Below are 19,795 nucleotides of genomic sequence, written 5' to 3'. Positions count from 1 at the left end.
ATCCCTCCTCGGGATCAGGCGAAGAACGCCTTCTCGATGGTCGCGAGGGTCTGGAAGTCCTCGATGTCGATGTTGTCGAAGTCGATCTCGACGCCCGCGGCGTCCTCGATCGTGTAGACGAGCTCGACGAAGGCGAGCGAGTCGACGAGCCGGCTCTCGATGAGGTCGACATCGGCGGCGAGCTCGGTGCGCTCGGGGTGACGGCCGAGGATCCAGTCCCGGACCTTGTCGATACCTGCGGAACTCATGGCATTCCCTTCGGAGTCGCTGACTGCTGCGAGGTGGAGTGATCGGGAGAGGTGGCGGGGTGGGAAGGAGCGGGGAGGGAAGGGGCGGAGCGGGCGGAGGAGGACGTCGCGACGGCGATCGCGAAGCCGGCGTCGTGGCTGATGCTGACGTCGATCGGGCCGAGCCCGGCGGCGCGGGCCAGCTCGGCCGCCCGGCCGGAGAGCCGGATCCCGGGCCGCCCGCCGGGGCCGCGCAGGACCTCGATGCCCTGCCAGGGGACGGGCCTTCCGACGGCGCCGAGGAGCTTGAAGACGGCCTCCTTGGCGGCCAGCCGGCCGGCGATCCTGGACTGGTCGGGTGCGCCGTCCGGAGTCCGGGAGACGGTCAGCTCCTCGGGGGAGAGGTACTTCCTGAGCAGCGGCCCGATGCCGGGATCGAGGAGCTCGTCGACCCGGGAGAGCGGCACGAGGTCGACGCCGATCAGGGGCTGGTTCACGACGGGTCGGCTGCGGCGGCGCGTACGGCGGTCAGCGCGGCGTCGAGGTCTTCCCCGAAGTGCTCGGTCAGGACGGCGATCCAGCGTTCGAGCCCGAAAGCCACGCAGGAGGTGTAGGCGTGCTCGCCGGACTCCAGCCGGATGGCGCAGCGCTCGCCGAAGAAGTTGCGGTGGGTGTTGACGGAGGCGATGGCCAGGTCGCCGTACTGGAACTCGTACTTGACCGGGCTGAGCTTCTGCAGGAGCGCGCGGCCGTTGTCGTTCCGGAAGAACGGGTCGCCGGCCGGCACCTTGCCCAGGTCGATCCCGAGCGTGCCGGCGAAGGACTGGATCCGCTCGGTGAAGCGGGCCAGCACCTGCTGGGTGTGCTCGAAGCTGCCGATGGCGACGATCTCGCGCATCTGGAAGCTGGCGAGGCGGCGCAGCCCGCCGTAGTGGTCCTCGTTGCGGAAGCAGCGGTTGACCAGGGTCACCAGGGTGTCGTCGGCGACCTGGTTCCCCTCGTGGAAGAGGTACGCGCCGTAGCAGGTGGCGTGCGGCAGCCCGTACCGCGCCTCGGTGACCGCCCCGGGCCCGAACCGCCCGTCGACCGGCTTGAACTGGTCCTCGGTCAGGTCGAGCGAGCCCGCCACCCAGGCGAGCTGGGGGAAGTTGGTGTAGACGTCGAACTTCTCCAGGTCGGTCACCGGGAAGAGCGGCGGGGCGCTGATCTCCTCGGCGCCGGCCTCGGTGCCCCAGCCGGTGAAGACGCGGTCCAGCTCCTTCACGAGTCGGGTGGCCGGCGGCCCGAGGATGGCGAGTGCGGGCGCGCCGTCGCTCCCGGTCAGGCGGTTCATCGGATGAGTCCCGTCTTCTCGAGGAACTTGGCGGTCTTGCGGAAGGTCCGCAGCTCGGCCTCGGCCCGGGCCGGCGACTCCATGAGGGACCGGCGCAGCTCGTGCGGGTTCTCCAGGCCGGCGTCGCGGTAGACCTGCGGGTGGTAGAGCGAGTCGAAGCTGTGCTTCAGGTAGCGGCGCAGGTAGGAGGAGATCTCGTCCAGTTCCTGCTCGGTGGCCGTCTCCTTCAGGTCCTGGTGGAGCAGGCCGACCAGTTCGCGGCCGAAGGCGATGTGCCGGGACTCGTCCTGGTGGTGGATCCGGTTGATGCCGCGGATGGTCTCGTGCAGCCGCTCGTCCTCGGCCATCAGCGAGTTGAAGTGGTCGACCAGCTCCTCGAAGATCAGGATGCGGGTGAACACCAGCAGGCTCTGGACCTTGGCCGAGGAGCCGGCCACCTCGGCGCCGCCGGCCGGCTGCTTGTAGATCTTCTTGCCGTAGCGGAGGCAGAATTCGGCAAAGAACCACATGTGCTCGTTCTCCTCACCGATGAAATGGTGGAAGAACTCCGAAGGCGTCTCGAAACCCGCGGTGTGAATCCGGGCGACCACTTCGATGAGCAGTTCCCGGATACCGTGCACATTGAGGCTGTAGAAATTGATGCTCTCGTGCTTGGAAAGCGTGTGGAGCTGTTGCGGAGTGAGCTTCTCGGCCCATTCCGTCCCGTACGTGGTGGTGAGCTCGGGGCTCATCCACCACATGTCCTCGGGCAGTCGGTCCGGCCACTCGAAGAGCCGGTACGGGTTGTAGTAGTCGTCGATCGACTTCGTGGCGAGCCGGTCCAGGATTCCCCGGAACCGATCGTTTCGGTCGATCACTTCGCTGACCATCGCGCGATGTCTCCGTTCGCTTCGAGGGCTCTTTGCTGAATCCAGAATGGATTCCGACTGGAGGATCCCTCAAGGACCGAAACAGGCTGCCGAATTCGGTCAGCGGGCGAACGGTCAGCCGAAGGGCCGGTCGCCGGTCGGGTCAGCAGGTCGATCGTCGGGCCGCTCGGACGGACGGCGGGACAGTTCCGCGCGCAGGGCGGCGTTCTCCTGCTCGAGGCGGGCCAGACGGTCCAGGGTGGGGGCCATGGCCTCGGAGACCTCGCCCCGGGTGAAACGGGGGGTGATGTGGTTGGGGCAGTTCCAGGCGAAGGCCTCGACCCGGATGGTGACGAGCTGCTCGACCGTGCCCTCGGTACGGGTCGATTCCAGGCGCTCGACGAGCTCGGCGGCCGGGCCGCCAAGACCGGCGGCGTCGCCGATCGACAGGGCGGTGGCATGGCCGAAGAGCTTGAGGCGGGTCTGGCGGGCGTGGTCGATGAAGAAGAGCGCGACCCGGTCGTTGCCGCGTACGTTGCCGGTGGTGATGTACTGCCGGTTTCCGCGGACGTCCAGATAGCCGAGGGTGTGCTCGTCGAGGACGTGGACGAACCCCGGCGGGCCGCCCCGGAACTGGATGTACGGCCAGCCGGTCTCGCCCACGCTCGCGAACAGGAAGCCGTCGAGGCTCCGGATGAAGGCGGCCGCGGAGGCGGTGAGCGGCTCGGCCTCCTCGACCGGCTGCCGCAGACGGCGGTCGGTCGCCGTGGCGCTGCCCATCTCCTCCTGGACCCGGCGCACCGACGAGGTGTACGCGAGGCGGTCGTAACGGCTCATGCGGCACCGCTCAGGGCCGTGTCGACGAGACCGGTCCGGGCGGCGAGCACCCCGGCCTGGAAGCGGCTGGAGGCCGACAAGTCCTGCATGATCGTGGCCACATGGCGGCGCAGCGTCCGCTCGGACATGCCCACCCGGCGCGCGATCACCTCGTCCTTGGCACCGGAGGCCAGCAGGTCGAGCAGGGTCGCCTTCAGGTCGCCCATCGTCCCCGCGTAGCCGGCCGCGCCGGAGTCGAAGTCGAAGGCGGACTCCCAGACCCGGGCGTGCAGTCCGGCCAGGAAGGCCGCGACCGCGCCGTCGTAGACGACGGCGATCGCGTCGCCCTCGCCGGCCGGGATGAAGGCCGTCTTCCGGTCGAAGACCAGGAAGCGGTCGCGCACCTCGTTGGTGGTGCGCACCTGTCCGCCCGCGGGCAGGAGTTCGCCGAGGTGCGCGCGGGTGTCGGAGTCGCCGCGGGCGGTGTGGGGGTAGAGGATGCGGCCGTGCGCACCGCGCCGTACCGCCTCCAGGACGAGCGGACGGGCCAGCCGCAGTTCACTGGTCTCGCGGGCCACACAGGGCTGCATCACGAGCACCTCGGTGGTGCAGCCCTGAGCGGCCTCCAGGAGGCGCAGTTCGATCTCCTCGCGGTCCTCGGTGATCACCACCGTTTCGGCCCGGGTCCTGGACTGCTTCTCGAAGGCCGTCACGAAGGAGCTCAACTGCCCCTTGAATCCTTCGAGTCGGTGGCGGCTGTCGAGGATCTCCCGCTCCAGGGGGACCAGCAGCTCCATCTGGGCGGCCTCGGGGCTGACCGCGACGAACCGGTCCGCGCTGCCCTCCGCAGGCTTGACCAGGCGTAACTCGCGCAGCACGCCGACCGCCTGCTCGGCGCGCTGCCGCGGGGCGCCCAGCTCCTCGGCGATCCCGGACGGGCTGAAGTCGGCACGTCCGATGGTGCGTTCGTAGAACGCGACCACGAACTCGTTCACCTCGGCTGCGAGCCGGGCTTCCTGACGTGAGGTCTGTGCCGGGGATTCCATCGTCACCTTTCTGATCGCGCGGTGGTGCGGTCTGTGGACATGACCGAAGGGGAGGGTCCCGGAACGCGCTCGGCACGGGGTGGCCGCGAAGGCCAACGTGAGCTGTGGCAACGTGTCACCTCATGAATCGGCACGGGGAACGGCCTTCCGGTGCGGCCACCGTACGATTCCGGCCTGGGCGGGCTCCTACAGCGCGACCAGAGGACCGGAAGCTCCCGGAGGACCGCCCGCACCGCCCCTGACCTACGGTTCTGCCGGTCGCCGCAGAGCGGCCCGCCGGGACCGGCAGAACTGGGGCAACTGCCGGAGTAATGGTCCTGCCGCCGGGGGGGTCGACCGGCCCGCGGCGAAGCCCGATGCCCTCCCTCACGCGGAAGGTCCCGGCGACCTCCCTCGCGCGGAAGGTCGCCGGAACCGTACGGCCGCGGCCGGGGCTTGCGACAGCCCTCAGCAGGTCAGCCCCACGCTGCTGACGCCGCTGACCCTGCCGACCTCGTCGGCGGTCTCCGCCCCACCGCCCCGCCGGGTGAGTCCCCGCGCCTGGGAGAGGTGGTCGCAGGCCGGCCGCATGCCGCCGTCCGCCTGGTGGGCGGCGCGGATGCGGCGCAGCGCGAGGTCCTGCCCCTCGGCCCAGCCGGCCAGCCGCGCGAGCTCCAGGGCGCTGCCGAACAGCTCCAGCGCCTGCGCGTTGTTCGCCAGGACCCAGTGGCATTCGGCGCGCCGCAGCTGCGCGGCGGCCTGGGCCCTCAGCTCGCCGTCGGCGACGGCGGCGAACAGGCTGGCGGTCGCGACCTTGAGGCAGTCGCCGGTGTACATCCCCACCGAGAGGTAGTCGTGCAGGCTCTCCGCCAGCCGCCAGGCGAGGGCGGTGAACCCGGCGCCGGACGCCTGCAGGACGGCGCCGGCCAGGTTCTCCCGCTCGCTGTCCAGCCACTCGGAGGCCTCACGCCGATCCGCGAAGACCGGCACGGAGGAACGAGTCTCCGCGCCGGACGGGTCCGCGCCCGCCACCATCGGGTAGAGCAGCCGGGCGGCCGCGTCGGTGTGGTGGAGGTACCAGTCGAAGAGCCGTTGCCGGGCGGCGTGCGCCTCCTCCCGGCTGACCAGCTCACGGCCGTACGAGCGCAGCAGGTCGTGCATCCCGAAGCGGCCGGCGGCCCGTTCGCGTACGAGATGGGCGTTCGTCAGGCTCACGAGGAGGCCGGCCGATTCGGCCGGGGCGGAGTCCGCCAGCGCCGCGGCGCCGGCCGCGGTGACGTCGGGGCCGGGGATCAGGCTGAGGAGCCGGAACATCCGCTGGGCCGCGGCGGGGAGCGCCCGGTACGAGAGGTCGAAGGCGGCGCGCACGGTCGAACGCCGGTCTCCTTCGATGCGCAGCCGGTTGAGCATGTCGTCGCCGGCCAACTCGGCGCAGTAGTCGGCGATTCGGGCGTCGCGGGCGAGCAGGTTGGCGCCGGCGATCCGGATGGCGAGCGGCAGGCCTCCGCAGACCCGCACGAGTCTGCGGGCCGCTTCCTCCTCGGCCGCGACCCTGCTCTCGCCGATGGTGCTGCCGAGGAGCTGGCGGGCCTCGTCCGGATCGAGCACGTCCAGGACGAGCTGACGGGCGCCGTCGCTCGCGACGAGCCCCGCGAGCCGGCTGCGGCTGGTGATCACCACGGCGCAGCCCTGGGCGCCGGGGATGAGGGGCCTGACCTGTTCGGCGTCGCGGGCGTTGTCCAGCACGATCAGCATCTGCTTGTCGGCGAGCAGCGTGCGGTACAGCGCGGCGGCCTCGTCCTCGTCGGCGGGCAGCTGGTCGGGCGGGGCGCCGAGGGCGCGGAGGAACTGCGCGAGGACGTCGCCGGGGCGGAGCGTCGGGAGCGGGGAGTGGCCGCGCAGGTCGACGAAGAGCTGCCCGTCCTCGAAGTGCTCGCGCCTGGCGTGGGCCCAGTGCTTGGCGAGGGCGGTCTTGCCGACGCCGGGGGCGCCGACCACGGCGACGAGGTGCGAGCGCCGTGCGGGGTCGGGCGAGACGAGGGCGTCCAGCTCCCGCATCTGCCGTCGCCGTCCGACGTACGAGCCGGCTCTGGCGGGCAGTTGGGCGGGGAGCGGCCCGCCGGCCTTGCCGGCCGGACGACCGCCGGGCGTCGCGCGATCGGGAGGCACGGGCTGCTCGGCACGGCGCTGCGCGAGAGGCAGCGCGACGGGCAGCTGCTGGCGCAGCACCCGCAGATGGGCGTCGCGGACCTCCGCGTTGGGTGCGATGCCGAGCTCCTCGTCGAGTCGGTCGCGCAGCCGGTTGTAGACGTTGAGCGCGGCGGCCTGTTCTCCGCAGCTGGCGAGGGCGAGGACCAGCCGGGCGTGCAGGCCCTCGTGCAGGGGTTCGATGTTGACCATGTCCCACAGCACGGGGACGGCCTCCCCGGGCCGGCCCAGGAGCAGCGCGGTGTCGGCGTGCAACAGCACGGCCTTGACCCGCCGTTCGTTGGCCACCACGGCGGCCGGATGCTCGCGCAGCACCGGGTCGGCGTCCGCGAGCACGGGGCCCCGCCACCACTGGAGGGCCTGGGTCAGCGCCTCGTACGCGGCGCGCGGGTCCGGCGCGCGATGCAGGCGCTCCGCCTCGGCGAGGAGGTCGTCGAAGTGGCCGAGGTCGATCTGGTTCCGGGGGGCCTTCAGCAGGTAGCCGGTGGGCGTCCGGACGACGGTCGGGGGCGGGACGGTCCGCAGGGCGCCCTGTTCTAGGAGTCGGCGGACCTGGCTGACGTAGGTGTGGATCAGGCTCTGGTGGGAGCTGGGCGGCCCGGACGGCCAGAGGGTGTCGGTGATCTCCTGCTGCGTGGACGGCTCGGGGTGCTTGAGCGCGAGGAGTCCGAGCAGCCGGCGCAGCATGGGGCTGGTGACGGGGACGGGGGTCCGGCCGCTCTGGAGGGAGAGCGGGCCGAGGATCAGCAGGCGCGGCCGGCCGGTTTCGCGCGGGGGCCCGGTACTGGCGGTGGCCAGCAGGTCCGCCAGCTCGCCGTTGGTCAGCCCCAGCGCTTCGGCCAGTCGCTGGAGGGTGCGCGACTGGGGCCGCCGGACCCGGCCGCGCTCGATGTCCCTCAGCGCCCTGGTGCTGATCCCGGCCCGGGCCGCCGCCACCTCCTGGCTCAGCCCGGACCGTCTGCGGAACGCCTGGAGTCGTGGGCCGAACGAACCGGCCTCGCCTGCCGGACCTCCCCGGGGAAGCCCCGTGGCCGCCGTCCTCTCTGACATGGCATCCCCCTCATCCGATGACCGCGACGTGTCGGTCACGACCGGCGGTGGCATTGCGGGCTGTGCGTGGCCGACTCCGCAGAGGCTTCGTCAATCGATCAGTTTGGACTAGACCAATGAGCCAAGCAAGGGGCCCTGACACCGCTCCGGGGGCCGCAGCCGCACCCGGGCATGAAAAAACCCCAGGTCACGGCGAGTGAGTCCTGGGGTAATTCCGAGCCGCCTTCGGGATTCGAACCCGAGACCTACGCATTACGAGTGCGTTGCTCTGGCCAGCTGAGCTAAGGCGGCTTGCCGTGCAGACCCATCGTGGGTGCAGCAGCGCGGCCAAGTCTACACAGTTTCCGGGGGTGCTCCGACCACCCCCGGATCACGCCCGGATCACGGCTGTGAGCAGCGCTTTCCGTCCTGCGGAGGAGTGCCTTCCAGGAGGTAGGCGTTGATCGCCGTGTCGACGCAGTCGCTGCCCCGGCCGTACGCGGTGTGGCCGTCGCCCTCGTAGGTCAGGAGGGTGCCCGAGGAGAGCTGGGCGGCCAGGGACCTGGCCCACTTGTACGGGGTGGCCGGGTCGCGGGTGGTGCCGACGACGAGGATCGGGGCGGCGCCGTCGGCGGTGATGCGGTGGGGGCTGCCGGTGGGCCGCATGGGCCAGTAGGTGCAGTTGAGGGCCGCCCAGGCGAGGCCCTCGCCGAAGACCGGGGAGGCCTTCTCGAAGGACGGGACCGCCTTCTCGGCGTCCGCGGGTCCCGCGTAGGCGGCCGGCAGGTCGAGGCAGTTCACGGCGGCGTTGGCGTACATCAGGTTGGCGTAGGTGCCGTCCGCCTCCCGCTCGTAGTAGCTGTCGGCCAGGGCGAGCAGGCCCGAGCCCTCGCCGCCGATCGCCCGGGTGAGGGCCTCCCGCAGCTGGGGCCAGGCGCCCTCGTCGTACATCGCCGCGATCACGCCCGTCGTCGCGAGGGACTCGCCGAGCTCGCGGCTCTCCCCCGTCGGCACCGGCTTCTCGTCCACGTCGCGGAAGAACGCCCGCAGCGCCTCGCCGGCCGCCGCGGCCGACTCCGTACCCAGCGGGCAGTCCTGCTTGCGGACGCAGTCGGCGGCGAAGGCGCGGAAGGCGGTCTCGAAGCCGGCGGTCTGGTCGCGGTTGAGTTCGAGGGCGGACAGGGACGGGTCCATCGCCCCGTCGAGGACCAGCCGGCCGACCCTGCCGGGGAAGAGCTCGGCGTAGGTGGCACCCAGGAACGTGCCGTACGAGGCCCCCACGTAGCTGAGCTTCTCGTCGCCGAGCACCGCCCGCAGGATGTCCATGTCCCGGGCGGTCTCCACGGTGGAGACGTGCGGCAGGACCTTCCCCGAGCGCTTCTGGCACCCCGCCGCGAACTCCTTGAAGGCCGCGCTCAGCGCGTTGGTCTCCGCCATGTCGTCGGGGGTCTGGTCCACCTGCGTGTACGCGTCCATCCGCGGGCCCGTCAGACACTCCACCGGCTCGCTGCGGGCGACCCCGCGCGGGTCGACGGCCACCATGTCGTAGCGGGCGCGGACGGGGGCGGGATAGCCGATGCCCGCGTACCCCTCGAGGTAGCCGACGGCCGATCCGCCGGGCCCGCCGGGGTTGACCAGGAGCGAACCGAGCCGCTTCCCCGGGCCGGTGGCCCGGATCCGCGAGACCGCCAGCTCGACGTCACCGCCGTCCGGCTTCGCGTAGTCGAGCGGGGCCAGCAGCGTCGCGCACTGGAAGCCCGTCACACCGCACTCCCGCCACTTCGGCTTCTGCCCGTAGTACCGCTTCAGCGCCCCGCTCTCGGGCGCGACGGACGCGGAGGCGCGGACGGCCGCCTCCGTCGTCGTACGGGACGCGGCGGCGTCGCTTCCGCCCGTGCAGCCGGAGAGGATCAGTCCGGCGGCCGCGAGGGCGGTGGCGGACGTACGGAGCAAACGCCTGGAGTCCATTGCCGGAGCGTATCCGGGTGGGTACGGACCGTGTCCAATCGTGCCGGACACCCGTCGCACAGCTGTCAGTCGCGCAGGGCCATCGTCATCGCCTCCACCGCGAGCAGCGGTGCCACGTTCCGGTCGAGGGCGTCACGGCAGGCCAGGATCGCCTCGATGCGGCGCAGGGTCCGCTCCGGCGCGCTGTCCATGGCGATCCGCTCCAGCGCGTCCCGCACGTCCACGTTGGCGATGGGCGAGCGCGAGCGGAGCTGGAGCGCGAGCACGTCGCGGTAGAAGCCGGTCAGGTCGGTGAGCGCGAGGTCCAGGCTGTCGCGCTGCGTCCGCGTCCTGCGCCGCTTCTGCCGCTCCTCCAGCTCCTTCATCACACCGGCCGTGCCGCGGGGCATCCGCCCGCCCTGCGCGGCGCCGAGCGCCGCCTTCATGTCCTCGGTCTCCTTGACGTCGACCTCCTCCGCGACCTGCTTCGCGTCCTCGGCCGCCGCGTCGACCAGCTCCTGCGCGGCCTTGAGGCAGCCGCCGACGTCCCCGACCCGCAGCGGCAGCTTGAGGACGACGGCCCTGCGCGCGCGGGCCCGCTCGTCGGTGGCGAGCCGCCGGGCCCGGTCGATGTGCCCCTGGGTGGCGCGGGCCGCCGCGTGCGCCGCCTCCGGGTCGATGCCGTCGCGCCGGATGAGCACGTCGGCGACGGCCTCCACCGGCGGCGTCCGCAGCGTCAGGTGCCGGCAGCGGGAACGGATCGTCGGCAGCACGTCCTCGATGGACGGCGCGCAGAGCAGCCAGACCGTGCGCGGCGCGGGCTCCTCGATGGCCTTCAGCAGGACGTTCCCCGCGCCCTCGGTGAGCCGGTCGGCGTCCTCCAGGACGATCACCTGCCACCGGCCGCCGGCCGGCGAGAGCTGGGCGCGCCGGACGAGCTCGCGCGTCTCCTTCACACCGATGGACAGCAGGTCCGTACGGACGATCTCCACATCCGCGTGGGTGCCGACGAGGGTCGTGTGGCAGCCGTCGCAGAAGCCGCAGCCCGGGACCCCGCCCATGGCCCGGTCGGGGCTCACGCACTGCAGCGCGGCGGCGAACGCCCGCGCGGCCGTCGCCCGCCCGGAGCCCGGCGGGCCGGTGAACAGCCAGGCGTGGGTCATCTTCGACGCCTCGGGGGCGGGCTCTCCGGCGGTATGGGCGGTCACGAGCGCGTCGGCGTCGCGCGCGGCGGCGGCGAGCTGCTCCTCGACCCGCGTCTGTCCGACCAGGTCGTCCCATACGGCCATGTCTGCCCCTCCTCAGGTACGCCTCCATTGTGGGGCAGCGCTCTGACAACCCGGGCCGACCGGGCGTCAGACCGCGCCGCGGGCCCGGTCGGCGGCAGGGGCGCGGGTCAGCCACAGGCCGACCGCGGAGCCGAGCACGAGCACGCCCGAGACGACGCTCGCCGCGACGTGCGCGGCGCCTGTCCAGCCCGAGAGGGTGTTGACGAAGGCGTTGACGAGGACGCCGGCCGTGAACAGCAGCCAGAGCAGGAACCGCATGGGAATCTCCAAGAGGGGTGTTCGGGAGGGGAGGTGTGCCGTGAGGGGCACTGGTTCGATCTTCGTCGCGGATCCCGCCCCGCACAGCGGTGCCCGCCCCCGGACCGATGGTGGAGCCCGCACCACCGCGCCCGTCGGGGACACCCCCTAACCTGGCGGAATGCGCGAGGCGATCAAGGAAGCGGCACGGGCCTGGTGGCACCTGGCGACCGGGGCCGCTCTCGCGGTCTGCTGTCTGCTGATGGCCGCCGTCGCCCTCTTCACCGCCGTCCTCACCCTCACCGTCATCGGCGCCGGGGTGCTCCCGGAGAGCGTCCTGCTGCTGCGCCGGCTCGCGGGCCGGGAGCGCAGCCGTACCGCCGCCCGAACCGGTGTGCCCGTCCCCGAGGCGTACCTTCCGCTCGAAGGCCCCCTCCCCGCGCGCGTGCGGACCGCCGTCACCGACCCCGGCACGCACCGGGATCTGATCTGGGCCGCCGCGCACGCCGTCTACGGCATCGCGCTGTGGTGCGTCTCGCTCGTGGTGTGGGTGTGCGCGCTGACCGTCGACGGCGTGTGGACCGGGCTCGCGGGGCGTCCCCCGCTCGTGCTGCCGCTGATCGGCCGGCTCGCCGGTCTGGAGACCGACTGGGCGCGCGCGCTGCTCACTCCGGCCCCGTCCGCCGCCCGGGACGCGGCGCTCGCCGCCCGTGTCGAGCAGCTGACCGCCACCCGGGCGGGCGCGGTCGCCGCGCACGGCGCCGAGCTGCGCCGGATCGAGCGGGACCTGCACGACGGCGCGCAGGCCCGGCTGGTCGCGCTCTCCATGCGGATCGGCCTGGCCAGACGGGCGTACGACTCCGATCCCGCGACCGCGCGGAAACTCCTCGACGACGCCCAGGAACAGGCCGAGGAGGCGCTGGCCGAGCTGCGCCACGTCGTCCGCGGCATCCACCCGCCGATCCTCACCGACCGCGGCCTGACCGGGGCCGTGCGCGCCCTCGCCGCGAGCAGCGGCCTGGAGGTGGAGGTGTCCGTGACCGGCCTCGACGGCGAGGACCACGACCACGGCCACGGTGTCCGCGCCCCCGCCGCCGTCGAGGCCGCCGCGTACTTCGTCGTCGCCGAGGCGCTCACCAACGCCGCCAAGCACAGTGGCGCCGCCCGCGCCTCCGTCGCCCTCACTCGCGAACCCGCCGGCCTGCGCGTCCTCGTCGAGGACGCGGGCCGCGGCGGGGCCGAGGCCGGCGAGCGCGGCGGCTCCGGCCTGACGGGCATGCGCCGCCGGGTCGCCGCGCTCGACGGCGCCGTACGACTGACCAGCCCCCACGGGGGCCCGACCGTGATCGAAGTGGAGCTTCCGTGCGTGTGGTGATCGCCGAGGACAACGCCCTCCTCAGGGAGGGCCTCGTGCTGCTGCTGTCCTCCTCCGGCCACGAGGTCGCCGGGGTCGCGGCCACCGGCCCCGAGATCCTGCCGCTGCTCCTGGAGCACCGCCCGGACGTCGCCGTCCTCGACGTACGGCTGCCCCCCGGCTTCCGCGACGAGGGGCTGCGGGCGGCGCTCGCGGCCCGCGAGCAGCTGCCAGGACTTCCGGTGCTCGTCCTCTCCCAGTACGTCGAGGAGACGTACGCGGCCGAGCTCCTCGGCGGTGGCGCGCGAGGGGTCGGCTACCTCCTGAAGGACCGGATCGGGCGCGTCGACGAGTTCCTCGACGCCCTGGAGCGGGTCGCCGCCGGCGGTACGGCCCTGGACCCGGAGGTCGTCGCCGAGCTGCTCGCCCGCCGCCGCGACGACCCCCTGGACTCCCTCACCCCGCGCGAGCGCGAGGTCCTGGAGCTGATGGCCCAGGGGCACGACAACGGCACGATCGCCCGCTCGATGGTGGTGACCGAGCGGGCCGTGCACAAGCACATCGGCAACGTCTTCGCGAAGCTCGGCCTGCCGCCGAGCGACAGCGGCGGCCACCGCCGGGTCCTCGCCGTGCTCGCGTACCTCAACGCCTGAGGCGCCGCACCGAGGCCGGCAGGAACACGCCCGCCGCCACGGTGACCACCACCGTCCCCGCGATCAGCGCGGCCTGCGCGGGCGGCAGGTAGGGCAGACCGCCCGTCAGGGCCCAGGCGAAGGCGGTCAGCGGCAGCGCGGCCACCACGAGCCCGAGGAGCAGCCCGGTGACCGTCAGGAACCCGGCCTCCAGGCCGAGCATCCGCCGCACCTGACCGACCGAGGCACCCACCTGGCGCAGCAGCGCGAGCTCGCCGCGCCTGCCTGCGCCGATCAGGGCGAGGGTGCTCAGGACGGAGAGGACGGTGAGCGCGCCGATCGCGGTCACGACCGCCGCCGAGACGATCCCGTTCAGCTCGGCCCCGGCCGTCGTGACCCGCTCCGGTACGACGGCGGGGTCGCCCGAAGCCGTGGCCCCGTCCTTCGTCGCCGCCAGCACGCGCGTGGGGTACGGGTCGGTCATGTGCGGGGCCAGTTCGGCCTTCGGCAGCAGGAACTCGCCGAGGGCGAGCGAGCGTTCGTACACCGCCACCACCCGCAGCCGCTTCTCCGTGCCGTCGCCGAGCCGCAGGGCCACCGTCGAACCGGGCCGCGCCTCCAGCGAATCGGCCATGTCCGCGCCGACCGCGACCGTCCCGCGCGCCGCCAGTCCGGCCAGGTCACCGGCGACCACACCCGGGTCGAGCGTGCCCTTCAGGCCGTCGGCGTCCACGCCGAGCACCGGGAGCCGGTCGAGGCGCGGCGTACCGGCCTCCGTGCGGGCCAGGACCACCGTCGAGCGCAGCACGTCCGTCGCCGCGGTCACGCCGGGGAGCTTCCGCACCCGCTCCGCCGTCGTGCCGGAGACCGCGAGGTCGGCGGTGGTCGCGGACCTCGCCTGGGTCTCGGCCGCCCGTCCCATGGTCGAGCCCGCCGTGAGCTGCACCAGCGCGAAGGCGGTGACAAGGACGACCGGGACGAGGGCGGCCCCGAGGCGCCGCGAGTGCGCGGTCGCGCCGGCCGCCGTGAGCCGTCCGGGTGCCCCGCCGAGCCGGCGGAGCGGCCCGTCCAGGATCCGCATCGCGCCCCGCGCGATCCACGGCCCGAGCAGCGCGCACCCGGAGACGAGCGTCACCGTGGCCGCGCCGGCCGCGGCGCCGGCCGCCTCGCCGCCCTGGGTCGTGGCCGTCACGGCGGCCGCCGCGCCCAGGACGAGCAGGACGAGCCCGCTGACCCGGCGTGCGGCCCCCTTGCCCGCTCGGCCCGCCCGGCGGGTCGAGAAGAGGACGACGAGCCGCGCGAGGCCCACCACGACGGCCGCGACGACGAGCGCGGAGGCGAGCAGCCAGGGCGGCGTGGGCAGGACGAGCCCCTCCGGTACGACTCCGGTACGTGCCCGCAGCAGCGACCACGCGGCCAGGAACGTCGGTACGGCGGCCAGCGCGCCCAGCACCGCGGCCACACCCGCCACGCGGGTCACCTCCCGCCCCGCGGCGGCCCGCACCTGACGGGGCGTCGCGCCGACCGCGAGCAGGAGGTCCCGCTCGGGGCCGCGCTGGCCGAGCGCCTGCGCGACGAGCGAGGAGAGGACGAGGACGGCGATGAGGAGGACCGTGCCGGAGACGGCCGCGAGGAGCTGGAGGAGCTCGGTGCGGGCGGGCGGCGCGGCGAGGTGTTCGGCGCCGCCCCGGCCGTCGCCGGTGAGGGCCCGGAGAGGCTGCCCCACCGAGGTGTCCTTGAGCCCGGCACCGTCCAGGGCCGCCCGCACGCGCGCGTGGAGGGTGTCCACGGGGACGCCGGGCTCGCCGAGGATGCCGACGGCGTCCACGGCGCCCGGGTGCCCGGCGAGCCGTCGCGCCTCCTGCGCGGTGACGTACAGGGCGGCGGCGGGTCCGTCGGCCACGCCGACGACCGTCCGCCCGGCCACGGTGTCCCCGACCCGCACCCCGGCGCCGGTCCCGGTCCCGCTTCCCGTCCCGGCGACGACCTCTCCGGCCTTACGGGGCTCCCGCCCGTCGAGCAGCTTGTACGGCGCGAGCGCGGCGGCCTCCCAGGACCGCCCGGTGTAGGCCGCGCCACCACCGCCGGCCGCAGTCCCCGTCTCCGTCCCCGTCCCCTTCCCCTTCCCCTTCCCCTTCCCCGACTCCCGTACGACGAAGGTGTCGTCCGGGACCGCGGCCCGGACGCCCGGGACCTCGCGCAGGACGTCGACGGCCCCGCTCGGGATCCGTACGCGCTCGGTCAGCCCCGCCGAGACGGTCGTCGGCTCGCTGCCCCACGGATCGGTCGTCCAGCTGATCTCCTGGTCGCCCGCGACGACGACGGGCGCCGCCGCGTACCGCTCCACGCGCGCGTGGCCGAGTCCGGCCGAACCGATCGCGAGGGCGAGGGCACCGAGCAGCGTGGAGGTGACGACGACGGCCGCGAACACGGCCGCCCAGGCCTTGCGGTGCGTCCGCAGCGACCGGGCGGCGAGCAGCCGCACCGCCGGGTTCCGGAGCGCGCTCATCGTGCCACCGCCAGGTGCTGCCCGGCCGACGCGCCGAGGGCCGCCCGGACCCCGGCCTCGTCCGGCCTGTCGAGGCGGCCGACCATGCGGCCGCTCTCCAGGAACACCGCCTCGTCCGTCCACGCCGCCGCCACCGGGTCGTGCGTGACGAGGACGACGGTCCGGCCGCGCTCGTCCACGGCGCGCCGCAGCAGGGCGAGGACCCCGGCGGCGGTGACCGGGTCGAGCGCGGCGGTCGGCTCGTCGGCGAAGACGACCTCGGGTTCGTTGACGAGGGCCCGCGCGATCGCCACCCGCTGCCGCTGGCCACCGGAGAGGTTCTCCGGCACGTCCTCGGCCCGGTCGGCGAGTCCCACGGCGGCGAGACCGGCCAGGGCGCGGCCGTCGAGCTCGCGGCCTTCACGGGCGCCGGCGAGCAGCAGGGGCAGGGTGACGTTCTCGCGCACGTTCAGGGCGGACACGAGGTTCAGCGACTGGAAGACGAAGCCGACGCGGTCGCGCCGCAGCCGGGTGAGCCCGGCCGACTTCAGGGTGGCGAGGTCGGTGCCCCCGATCCGTACCGTGCCCGCCGTGGGCCGTTCGAGGCCCGCCGCGCAGCGCAGCAGCGTGGACTTCCCGGAGCCCGACCGGCCCATCACCGCCACGAAACGCCCGCGCGGGACGACGAGGCTCACCGCGTCGAGCGCGGGCGCCCCGCCTCCGTACGAGTGGCTCACCCCGTCCAGGGCGAGGGCGGCACCGTTCTCCGTCACTGCTGTCGTCGTCATACGACCACGCTAGAAAAACGCAGGTCAAAGCGGTATGGAGCTGGCTTCCGGGTCGATGGTGGGGCTAGCTACACCCTCGCCCCGGAAGTACTCGGCACCTCAGCGGCGGCGACGGCCGTCGCTGTCGTCGTCGTGCGGGCCGAACAGCTCGTCCGCGAGCGTCGGCAGATCGTCGAGCGGGGTCTCCTCGGCCCAGTCCGAACGACGGCGCGGCTGCCCGTTCTCGTCGAGCTGGGGCAGCTCACGGGTCCGGTCGTTCGCCCCCTGCGGCTGCGCCGGCTGCCTCCGCTCGTCGCGGAAGATGCCCTGCGGCACCCGGTCGGCCGGGTCGGACACCCGGGGGTCCCGTACGGGAGGCAGGACGGCGGTCTCGTCGACGGCCCGCGGGTCCCTGATCTGCGGCAGGACGGCCGTCTCGGCCTCCGGCTTCACGATCGGCGTGGCGACGGTGACCTCTTCGGGCGACACGGTGGGTGCCTCGGGCTCGGCGTCCGGCTTCACGACCGGCGTCGCCACGGTGACCTCGTTCGCCGACACCTCGGTGGCCCGAGCGGCCCGCTCGGCCGCGGCCTTCTCGGCGGCGGCACGCGCGGCGGCGGCCTTCGTCTCGGCCGCGGCCTTCTCCGCAGCCGCCTTCTCCGCAGCCGCGCGCTCGGCGGCGGCGCGCTCGGCGGCGGCGCGCTCGGCGGCCGCCTTCTCGGCCGCCGCGGCCTTCTCGGCAGCCGCCCTCTTCTCGGCAGCTGCAGCGGCGGCGGCCGCACGCTGCGCCGCAGCCTGCTCCGCCGCGGCACGCTCGGCCGCGGCCTTCTCAGCGGCGGCCTTCGCGGCAGCCTCGGCGGCGACCTTCTCCGCGGCGGCCTTCACCGCGGCCTCTTCCGCCGCCTTCGCGGCAGCGGCGGCCTCGGCCATCCGGCGGGCCTCCTCGGCCCGGAGCAGAGCCTCCTCGGCTTTGCGCTGCTTCTCCAGGCGGCGCTCCTCCGCCTCGGCCCGGAGCCGCGCCTCCTCCTCGGCCTCCTTGCGGATGCGCTCCTGCTCCTCCAGGCGGGCCTTCTCCTCGGCGGCGAGCCGCTTGCGCTCCTCCTCCGCGGCGAGCTCGGCGGCGACCCGGGCCTCCTCGGCCCGGCGACGCTCCTCCTCGGCCTGCCGCTCGGCCTCCAGGCGGCGCGCCTCTTCCTCCTCGCGCCGCTTGCGCTCCTCCTCCTCGGCGCGGAGCTTGGCGAGCTGCTCCTGGCGCTCGCGCTCCAGGCGCTCCTCCTCCGCCTTACGGGCGGCCTCTTCCTCCGCCAGGCGCCGGGCCTCCTCCTCGGCCTTCCGGCGGGCCTCCTCCGCGGCCTTCACCTCGGCCTCGGAGAGCGGCAGCACCCGGTCGAGCCGGTGGCGTACGACGGTGGTGACGGCCTCGGGCTCCTGCCCGGCGTCGACGACGAGGTAGCGGCTCGGGTCGGCGGCCGCGAGGGCGAGGAAACCGGCCCGCACGCGCGCGTGGAACTCCGGCGGCTCGGACTCCAGACGGTCGGGCGCCTCGGTGAAGCGCTCCCGGGCCGTCTCCGGGGAGACGTCGAGGACCACCGTGAGGTTCGGGACGAGCCCGTCCGTCGCCCAGCGCGAGATCCGGGCGATCTCCGTCGGGGACAGGTCGCGGCCGGCGCCCTGGTAGGCCACGGACGAGTCGATGTACCGGTCGGAGAGGACGATCGCGCCCCGTTCCAGGGCGGGCCGGACCAGGGAGTCGACGTGCTCGGCGCGGTCGGCCGCGTACAGCAGGGCCTCGGCCCGGTTCGAGAGCCCCGCCGACGACACGTCGAGGAGGATCGAGCGGAGCCGCTTGCCGATCGGGGTGGCACCGGGCTCGCGGGTGACGACGACCTCGTGGCCCTTCGCCCGGATCCACTCGGCGAGCGCCTGGATCTGGGTGGACTTCCCGGCGCCGTCGCCGCCCTCCAGGGCGATGAAGAAGCCGGTCGCGGCGGGTGCCTGGGCCGGGTCGGAGCCGCGCAGCGCGTCGCGCAGGTCGCGGCGGAGCGGGACGCCGGCACGGTCGTCGGTCTTCGCGAGGACGAGCGCGGCGACCGGCAGCAGCAGGGCGCCGACGAGGGCGAGCGTGAAGGCGGCGCCGCCCTGCGCGATGACGGAGCTGCCGGAGGCGAGCCGGTACGGCCCGATGGCGGCGGCGAGCAGCGGCGCGGCGAGCGCGCCGACGGCCATGCCGACGCGGGCGTTGGCCTGGAGGTGCTCGGTGGTCCGGGCCCGGCGCGGCTCCTCGGTCTCCTGGTCGACGAGCGTGTGTCCGGTGTTGGCGGCGACACCGGCCGCGTAACCGGCGAGGACGGCGAGGAACAGCACGGTTGCGGTGTCCGGGACCAGGCCCATGGCGATCAGCGCGACACCGGTGACGGCGGTCGCGAGGGCGAGCAGCCGGCGCCGGGACAGGACGGGCAGGACCTTGCGCGCGGTGCGGATGCCGACGGCCGTGGCGCCGCTGAGCGCGAGGATCAGGAGCGCGTAGGTGACGGGGCCGCCGCCCAGGTCGTACGCGCGGAGCACGGCGAGGGACGCGGCCGCGGCGATCGCCCCGGCGACGGTGGCGCAGGCCAGGACCAGCAGCGGCAGGGCGCCGGTGCGGCCCTTGTCGCCGGTACGGCTCTTGCCCTCGCCGGTGGAGTCGGTGCCGGCCACCGGCGGGCGGCGCAGGCCCTCCAGCGGCGAGCGGGGCCTCGGCGTGGCTCCGCCGGGCAGCGCCATCGCGTACAGGCCGGTGACGGAGGCGGCGAAGAGGCCGGCCGCCACATACGAGCCGAGGGCGGCCTGGTGCAGCGAGAACCAGTCGAGCCCGGCGCCGAGCAGATTGCCGACGAGCGTCGCGACGAGCAGTACGGCGGCCGCGGCGGGCACCGCGAGGAAGCCGGTGCGCTGGGACAGCCGGCGCAGCGAGCCGAGGTGGTCGGGGAGCGGCCGTACGGCGTCGCCCTCCAGCGGCGGGGCGGGCAGCAGCGCGGGCGCGGCGCCCTCGCGGCAGATCGTCCAGAGCCGTTCGGCCGCGCCGGTGACGAAGACGGTGCCGAGCAGGTACCAGAGCGCGTTGTCGGGGGTCCAGTCGATCCACAGGGGCGCGACGACGAGGAGCGCGATCCGCAGCCCGTCGGCGCCGATCATGGTCCAGCGGCGGTCGAGCGGCCCTTCGGGCCCGGTGAGCGAGGTCAGCGGCCCGAGCAGGACGGCACCGAAGAGGAGCGAGGCGAGCAGGCGCGTCCCGACGACGGCGGCCACGGCGAACGCGGCGCCCCGGTAGCCGCCCCCGAGCGCACCCGCGGCGACGGCCGCCTGGAGGCCGAGCAGGACGAGGACGAGGAGGGCGAGGGCGTCACCGACGCCGCCGGCGACCTGGGCGCCCCACAGCCTGCGCAGGGGCTGATGGCGCAGGAGGGCCCGTACGGCACGCTCCTGGGAATCCGCGACGAGTGCGGCGTCGGAATCGCCGAGGCGGTCTGGCTGCTCTGCTCGCGTCATCCGTCCACCCTATCCGGACGCCCTTGCTCCCCGCGGCCTCCGACCGAACATCCGGACGAGCCTGTGA

15 protein-coding genes and 1 tRNA gene are annotated in these 19,795 nt (G+C 74.2%); 2 read left to right on the top strand and 14 right to left on the bottom strand.

Going from position 1 to position 19,795, the window contains the following annotated elements:
* Nucleotides 1-14 precede the first annotated feature (14 nt).
* From SGA01_RS21990 to SGA01_RS21940, 11 genes are all read right to left on the bottom strand, one after another.
* Nucleotides 15-248 carry a phosphopantetheine-binding protein gene (locus SGA01_RS21990; RefSeq protein WP_024755837.1) on the bottom strand — a complete coding sequence of 78 codons (234 nt, stop codon included), beginning with the start codon at nucleotides 246-248 and terminating at the stop codon, nucleotides 15-17.
* Nucleotides 245-724 carry a holo-ACP synthase gene (locus SGA01_RS21985; protein ID WP_141298137.1) on the bottom strand — a complete coding sequence of 160 codons (480 nt, stop codon included), beginning with the start codon at nucleotides 722-724 and terminating at the stop codon, nucleotides 245-247. The genes SGA01_RS21990 and SGA01_RS21985 overlap by 4 nt, the downstream gene beginning before the upstream one ends.
* Complete coding sequence (locus tag SGA01_RS21980) at nucleotides 721-1,560, bottom strand: class-II aminoacyl-tRNA synthetase family protein (RefSeq protein ID WP_141298136.1); 840 nt, start codon at nucleotides 1,558-1,560, stop codon at nucleotides 721-723. Before SGA01_RS21980 ends, SGA01_RS21985 begins: the two co-directional genes overlap by 4 nt.
* Nucleotides 1,557-2,429 carry a diiron oxygenase gene (locus tag SGA01_RS21975; protein WP_055642732.1) on the bottom strand — a complete coding sequence of 291 codons (873 nt, stop codon included), beginning with the start codon at nucleotides 2,427-2,429 and terminating at the stop codon, nucleotides 1,557-1,559. Before SGA01_RS21975 ends, SGA01_RS21980 begins: the two co-directional genes overlap by 4 nt.
* Before the next feature lie 114 nt (nucleotides 2,430-2,543).
* Complete coding sequence (locus SGA01_RS21970) at nucleotides 2,544-3,245, bottom strand: pyridoxamine 5'-phosphate oxidase family protein (protein ID WP_141298135.1); 702 nt, start codon at nucleotides 3,243-3,245, stop codon at nucleotides 2,544-2,546.
* The gene (locus SGA01_RS21965) at nucleotides 3,242-4,270 is read right to left on the bottom strand and encodes a LuxR C-terminal-related transcriptional regulator (protein ID WP_141298134.1); all 1,029 of its coding nucleotides are present in this window, start codon (nucleotides 4,268-4,270) and stop codon (nucleotides 3,242-3,244) included. Before SGA01_RS21965 ends, SGA01_RS21970 begins: the two co-directional genes overlap by 4 nt.
* A gap of 447 nt (nucleotides 4,271-4,717) precedes the next feature.
* Nucleotides 4,718-7,507 (bottom strand): BTAD domain-containing putative transcriptional regulator, encoded by a 2,790-nt coding sequence (locus SGA01_RS21960; RefSeq protein WP_141298133.1) that lies wholly within the window; start codon nucleotides 7,505-7,507, stop codon nucleotides 4,718-4,720.
* A gap of 217 nt (nucleotides 7,508-7,724) precedes the next feature.
* Nucleotides 7,725-7,798: transfer RNA gene (locus tag SGA01_RS21955), tRNA-Thr, on the bottom strand.
* 90 nt (nucleotides 7,799-7,888) lie between these two features.
* Nucleotides 7,889-9,454, bottom strand: a complete 1,566-nt coding sequence (locus SGA01_RS21950) for an alpha/beta hydrolase (protein WP_141298132.1) — start codon at nucleotides 9,452-9,454, stop codon at nucleotides 7,889-7,891.
* Nucleotides 9,455-9,519: 65 nt separating this feature from the next.
* On the bottom strand, nucleotides 9,520-10,722 hold the full coding sequence (locus SGA01_RS21945; RefSeq protein ID WP_141298131.1) for a DNA polymerase III subunit delta': 1,203 nt from the start codon (nucleotides 10,720-10,722) through the stop codon (nucleotides 9,520-9,522).
* Nucleotides 10,723-10,788: 66 nt separating this feature from the next.
* Nucleotides 10,789-10,980, bottom strand: coding sequence for a hypothetical protein (locus SGA01_RS21940; RefSeq protein WP_141298130.1), 192 nt, complete (start codon nucleotides 10,978-10,980; stop codon nucleotides 10,789-10,791).
* A gap of 160 nt (nucleotides 10,981-11,140) precedes the next feature.
* Between SGA01_RS21940 and SGA01_RS21935 the strand changes: the two genes are divergently transcribed.
* Both SGA01_RS21935 and SGA01_RS21930 read left to right on the top strand, forming a co-directional pair.
* On the top strand, nucleotides 11,141-12,334 hold the full coding sequence (locus SGA01_RS21935) for a sensor histidine kinase (protein ID WP_141298129.1): 1,194 nt from the start codon (nucleotides 11,141-11,143) through the stop codon (nucleotides 12,332-12,334).
* A complete protein-coding gene (locus SGA01_RS21930; protein WP_055642724.1) occupies nucleotides 12,322-12,966 on the top strand; it encodes a LuxR C-terminal-related transcriptional regulator in 645 nt (214 codons plus the stop codon). The genes SGA01_RS21935 and SGA01_RS21930 overlap by 13 nt, the downstream gene beginning before the upstream one ends.
* Here the strand turns inward: SGA01_RS21930 and SGA01_RS21925 are convergent.
* The 3 genes from SGA01_RS21925 to tmk form a co-directional block, all read right to left on the bottom strand.
* Nucleotides 12,956-15,454 (bottom strand): FtsX-like permease family protein, encoded by a 2,499-nt coding sequence (locus tag SGA01_RS21925; protein ID WP_141298128.1) that lies wholly within the window; start codon nucleotides 15,452-15,454, stop codon nucleotides 12,956-12,958. The genes SGA01_RS21930 and SGA01_RS21925 overlap by 11 nt on opposite strands.
* Nucleotides 15,451-16,221: an ABC transporter ATP-binding protein gene (locus tag SGA01_RS21920; RefSeq protein ID WP_141298127.1), complete on the bottom strand. Its 771-nt coding sequence runs from the start codon at nucleotides 16,219-16,221 to the stop codon at nucleotides 15,451-15,453. The genes SGA01_RS21925 and SGA01_RS21920 overlap by 4 nt, the downstream gene beginning before the upstream one ends.
* Before the next feature lie 99 nt (nucleotides 16,222-16,320).
* Nucleotides 16,321-19,728, bottom strand: a complete 3,408-nt coding sequence (gene tmk / locus SGA01_RS21915) for a dTMP kinase (RefSeq protein ID WP_141298126.1) — start codon at nucleotides 19,726-19,728, stop codon at nucleotides 16,321-16,323.
* Nucleotides 19,729-19,795: the final 67 nt, after the last annotated feature.

The organism is Streptomyces gardneri (genome assembly GCF_006539185.1).
In the GTDB taxonomy this organism is placed as follows: Bacteria; Actinomycetota; Actinomycetes; order Streptomycetales; family Streptomycetaceae; genus Streptomyces; species Streptomyces gardneri.
Note: the sequence above shows the minus strand (reverse complement) of the source record. Positions and strands in the feature narration are given on the sequence as shown.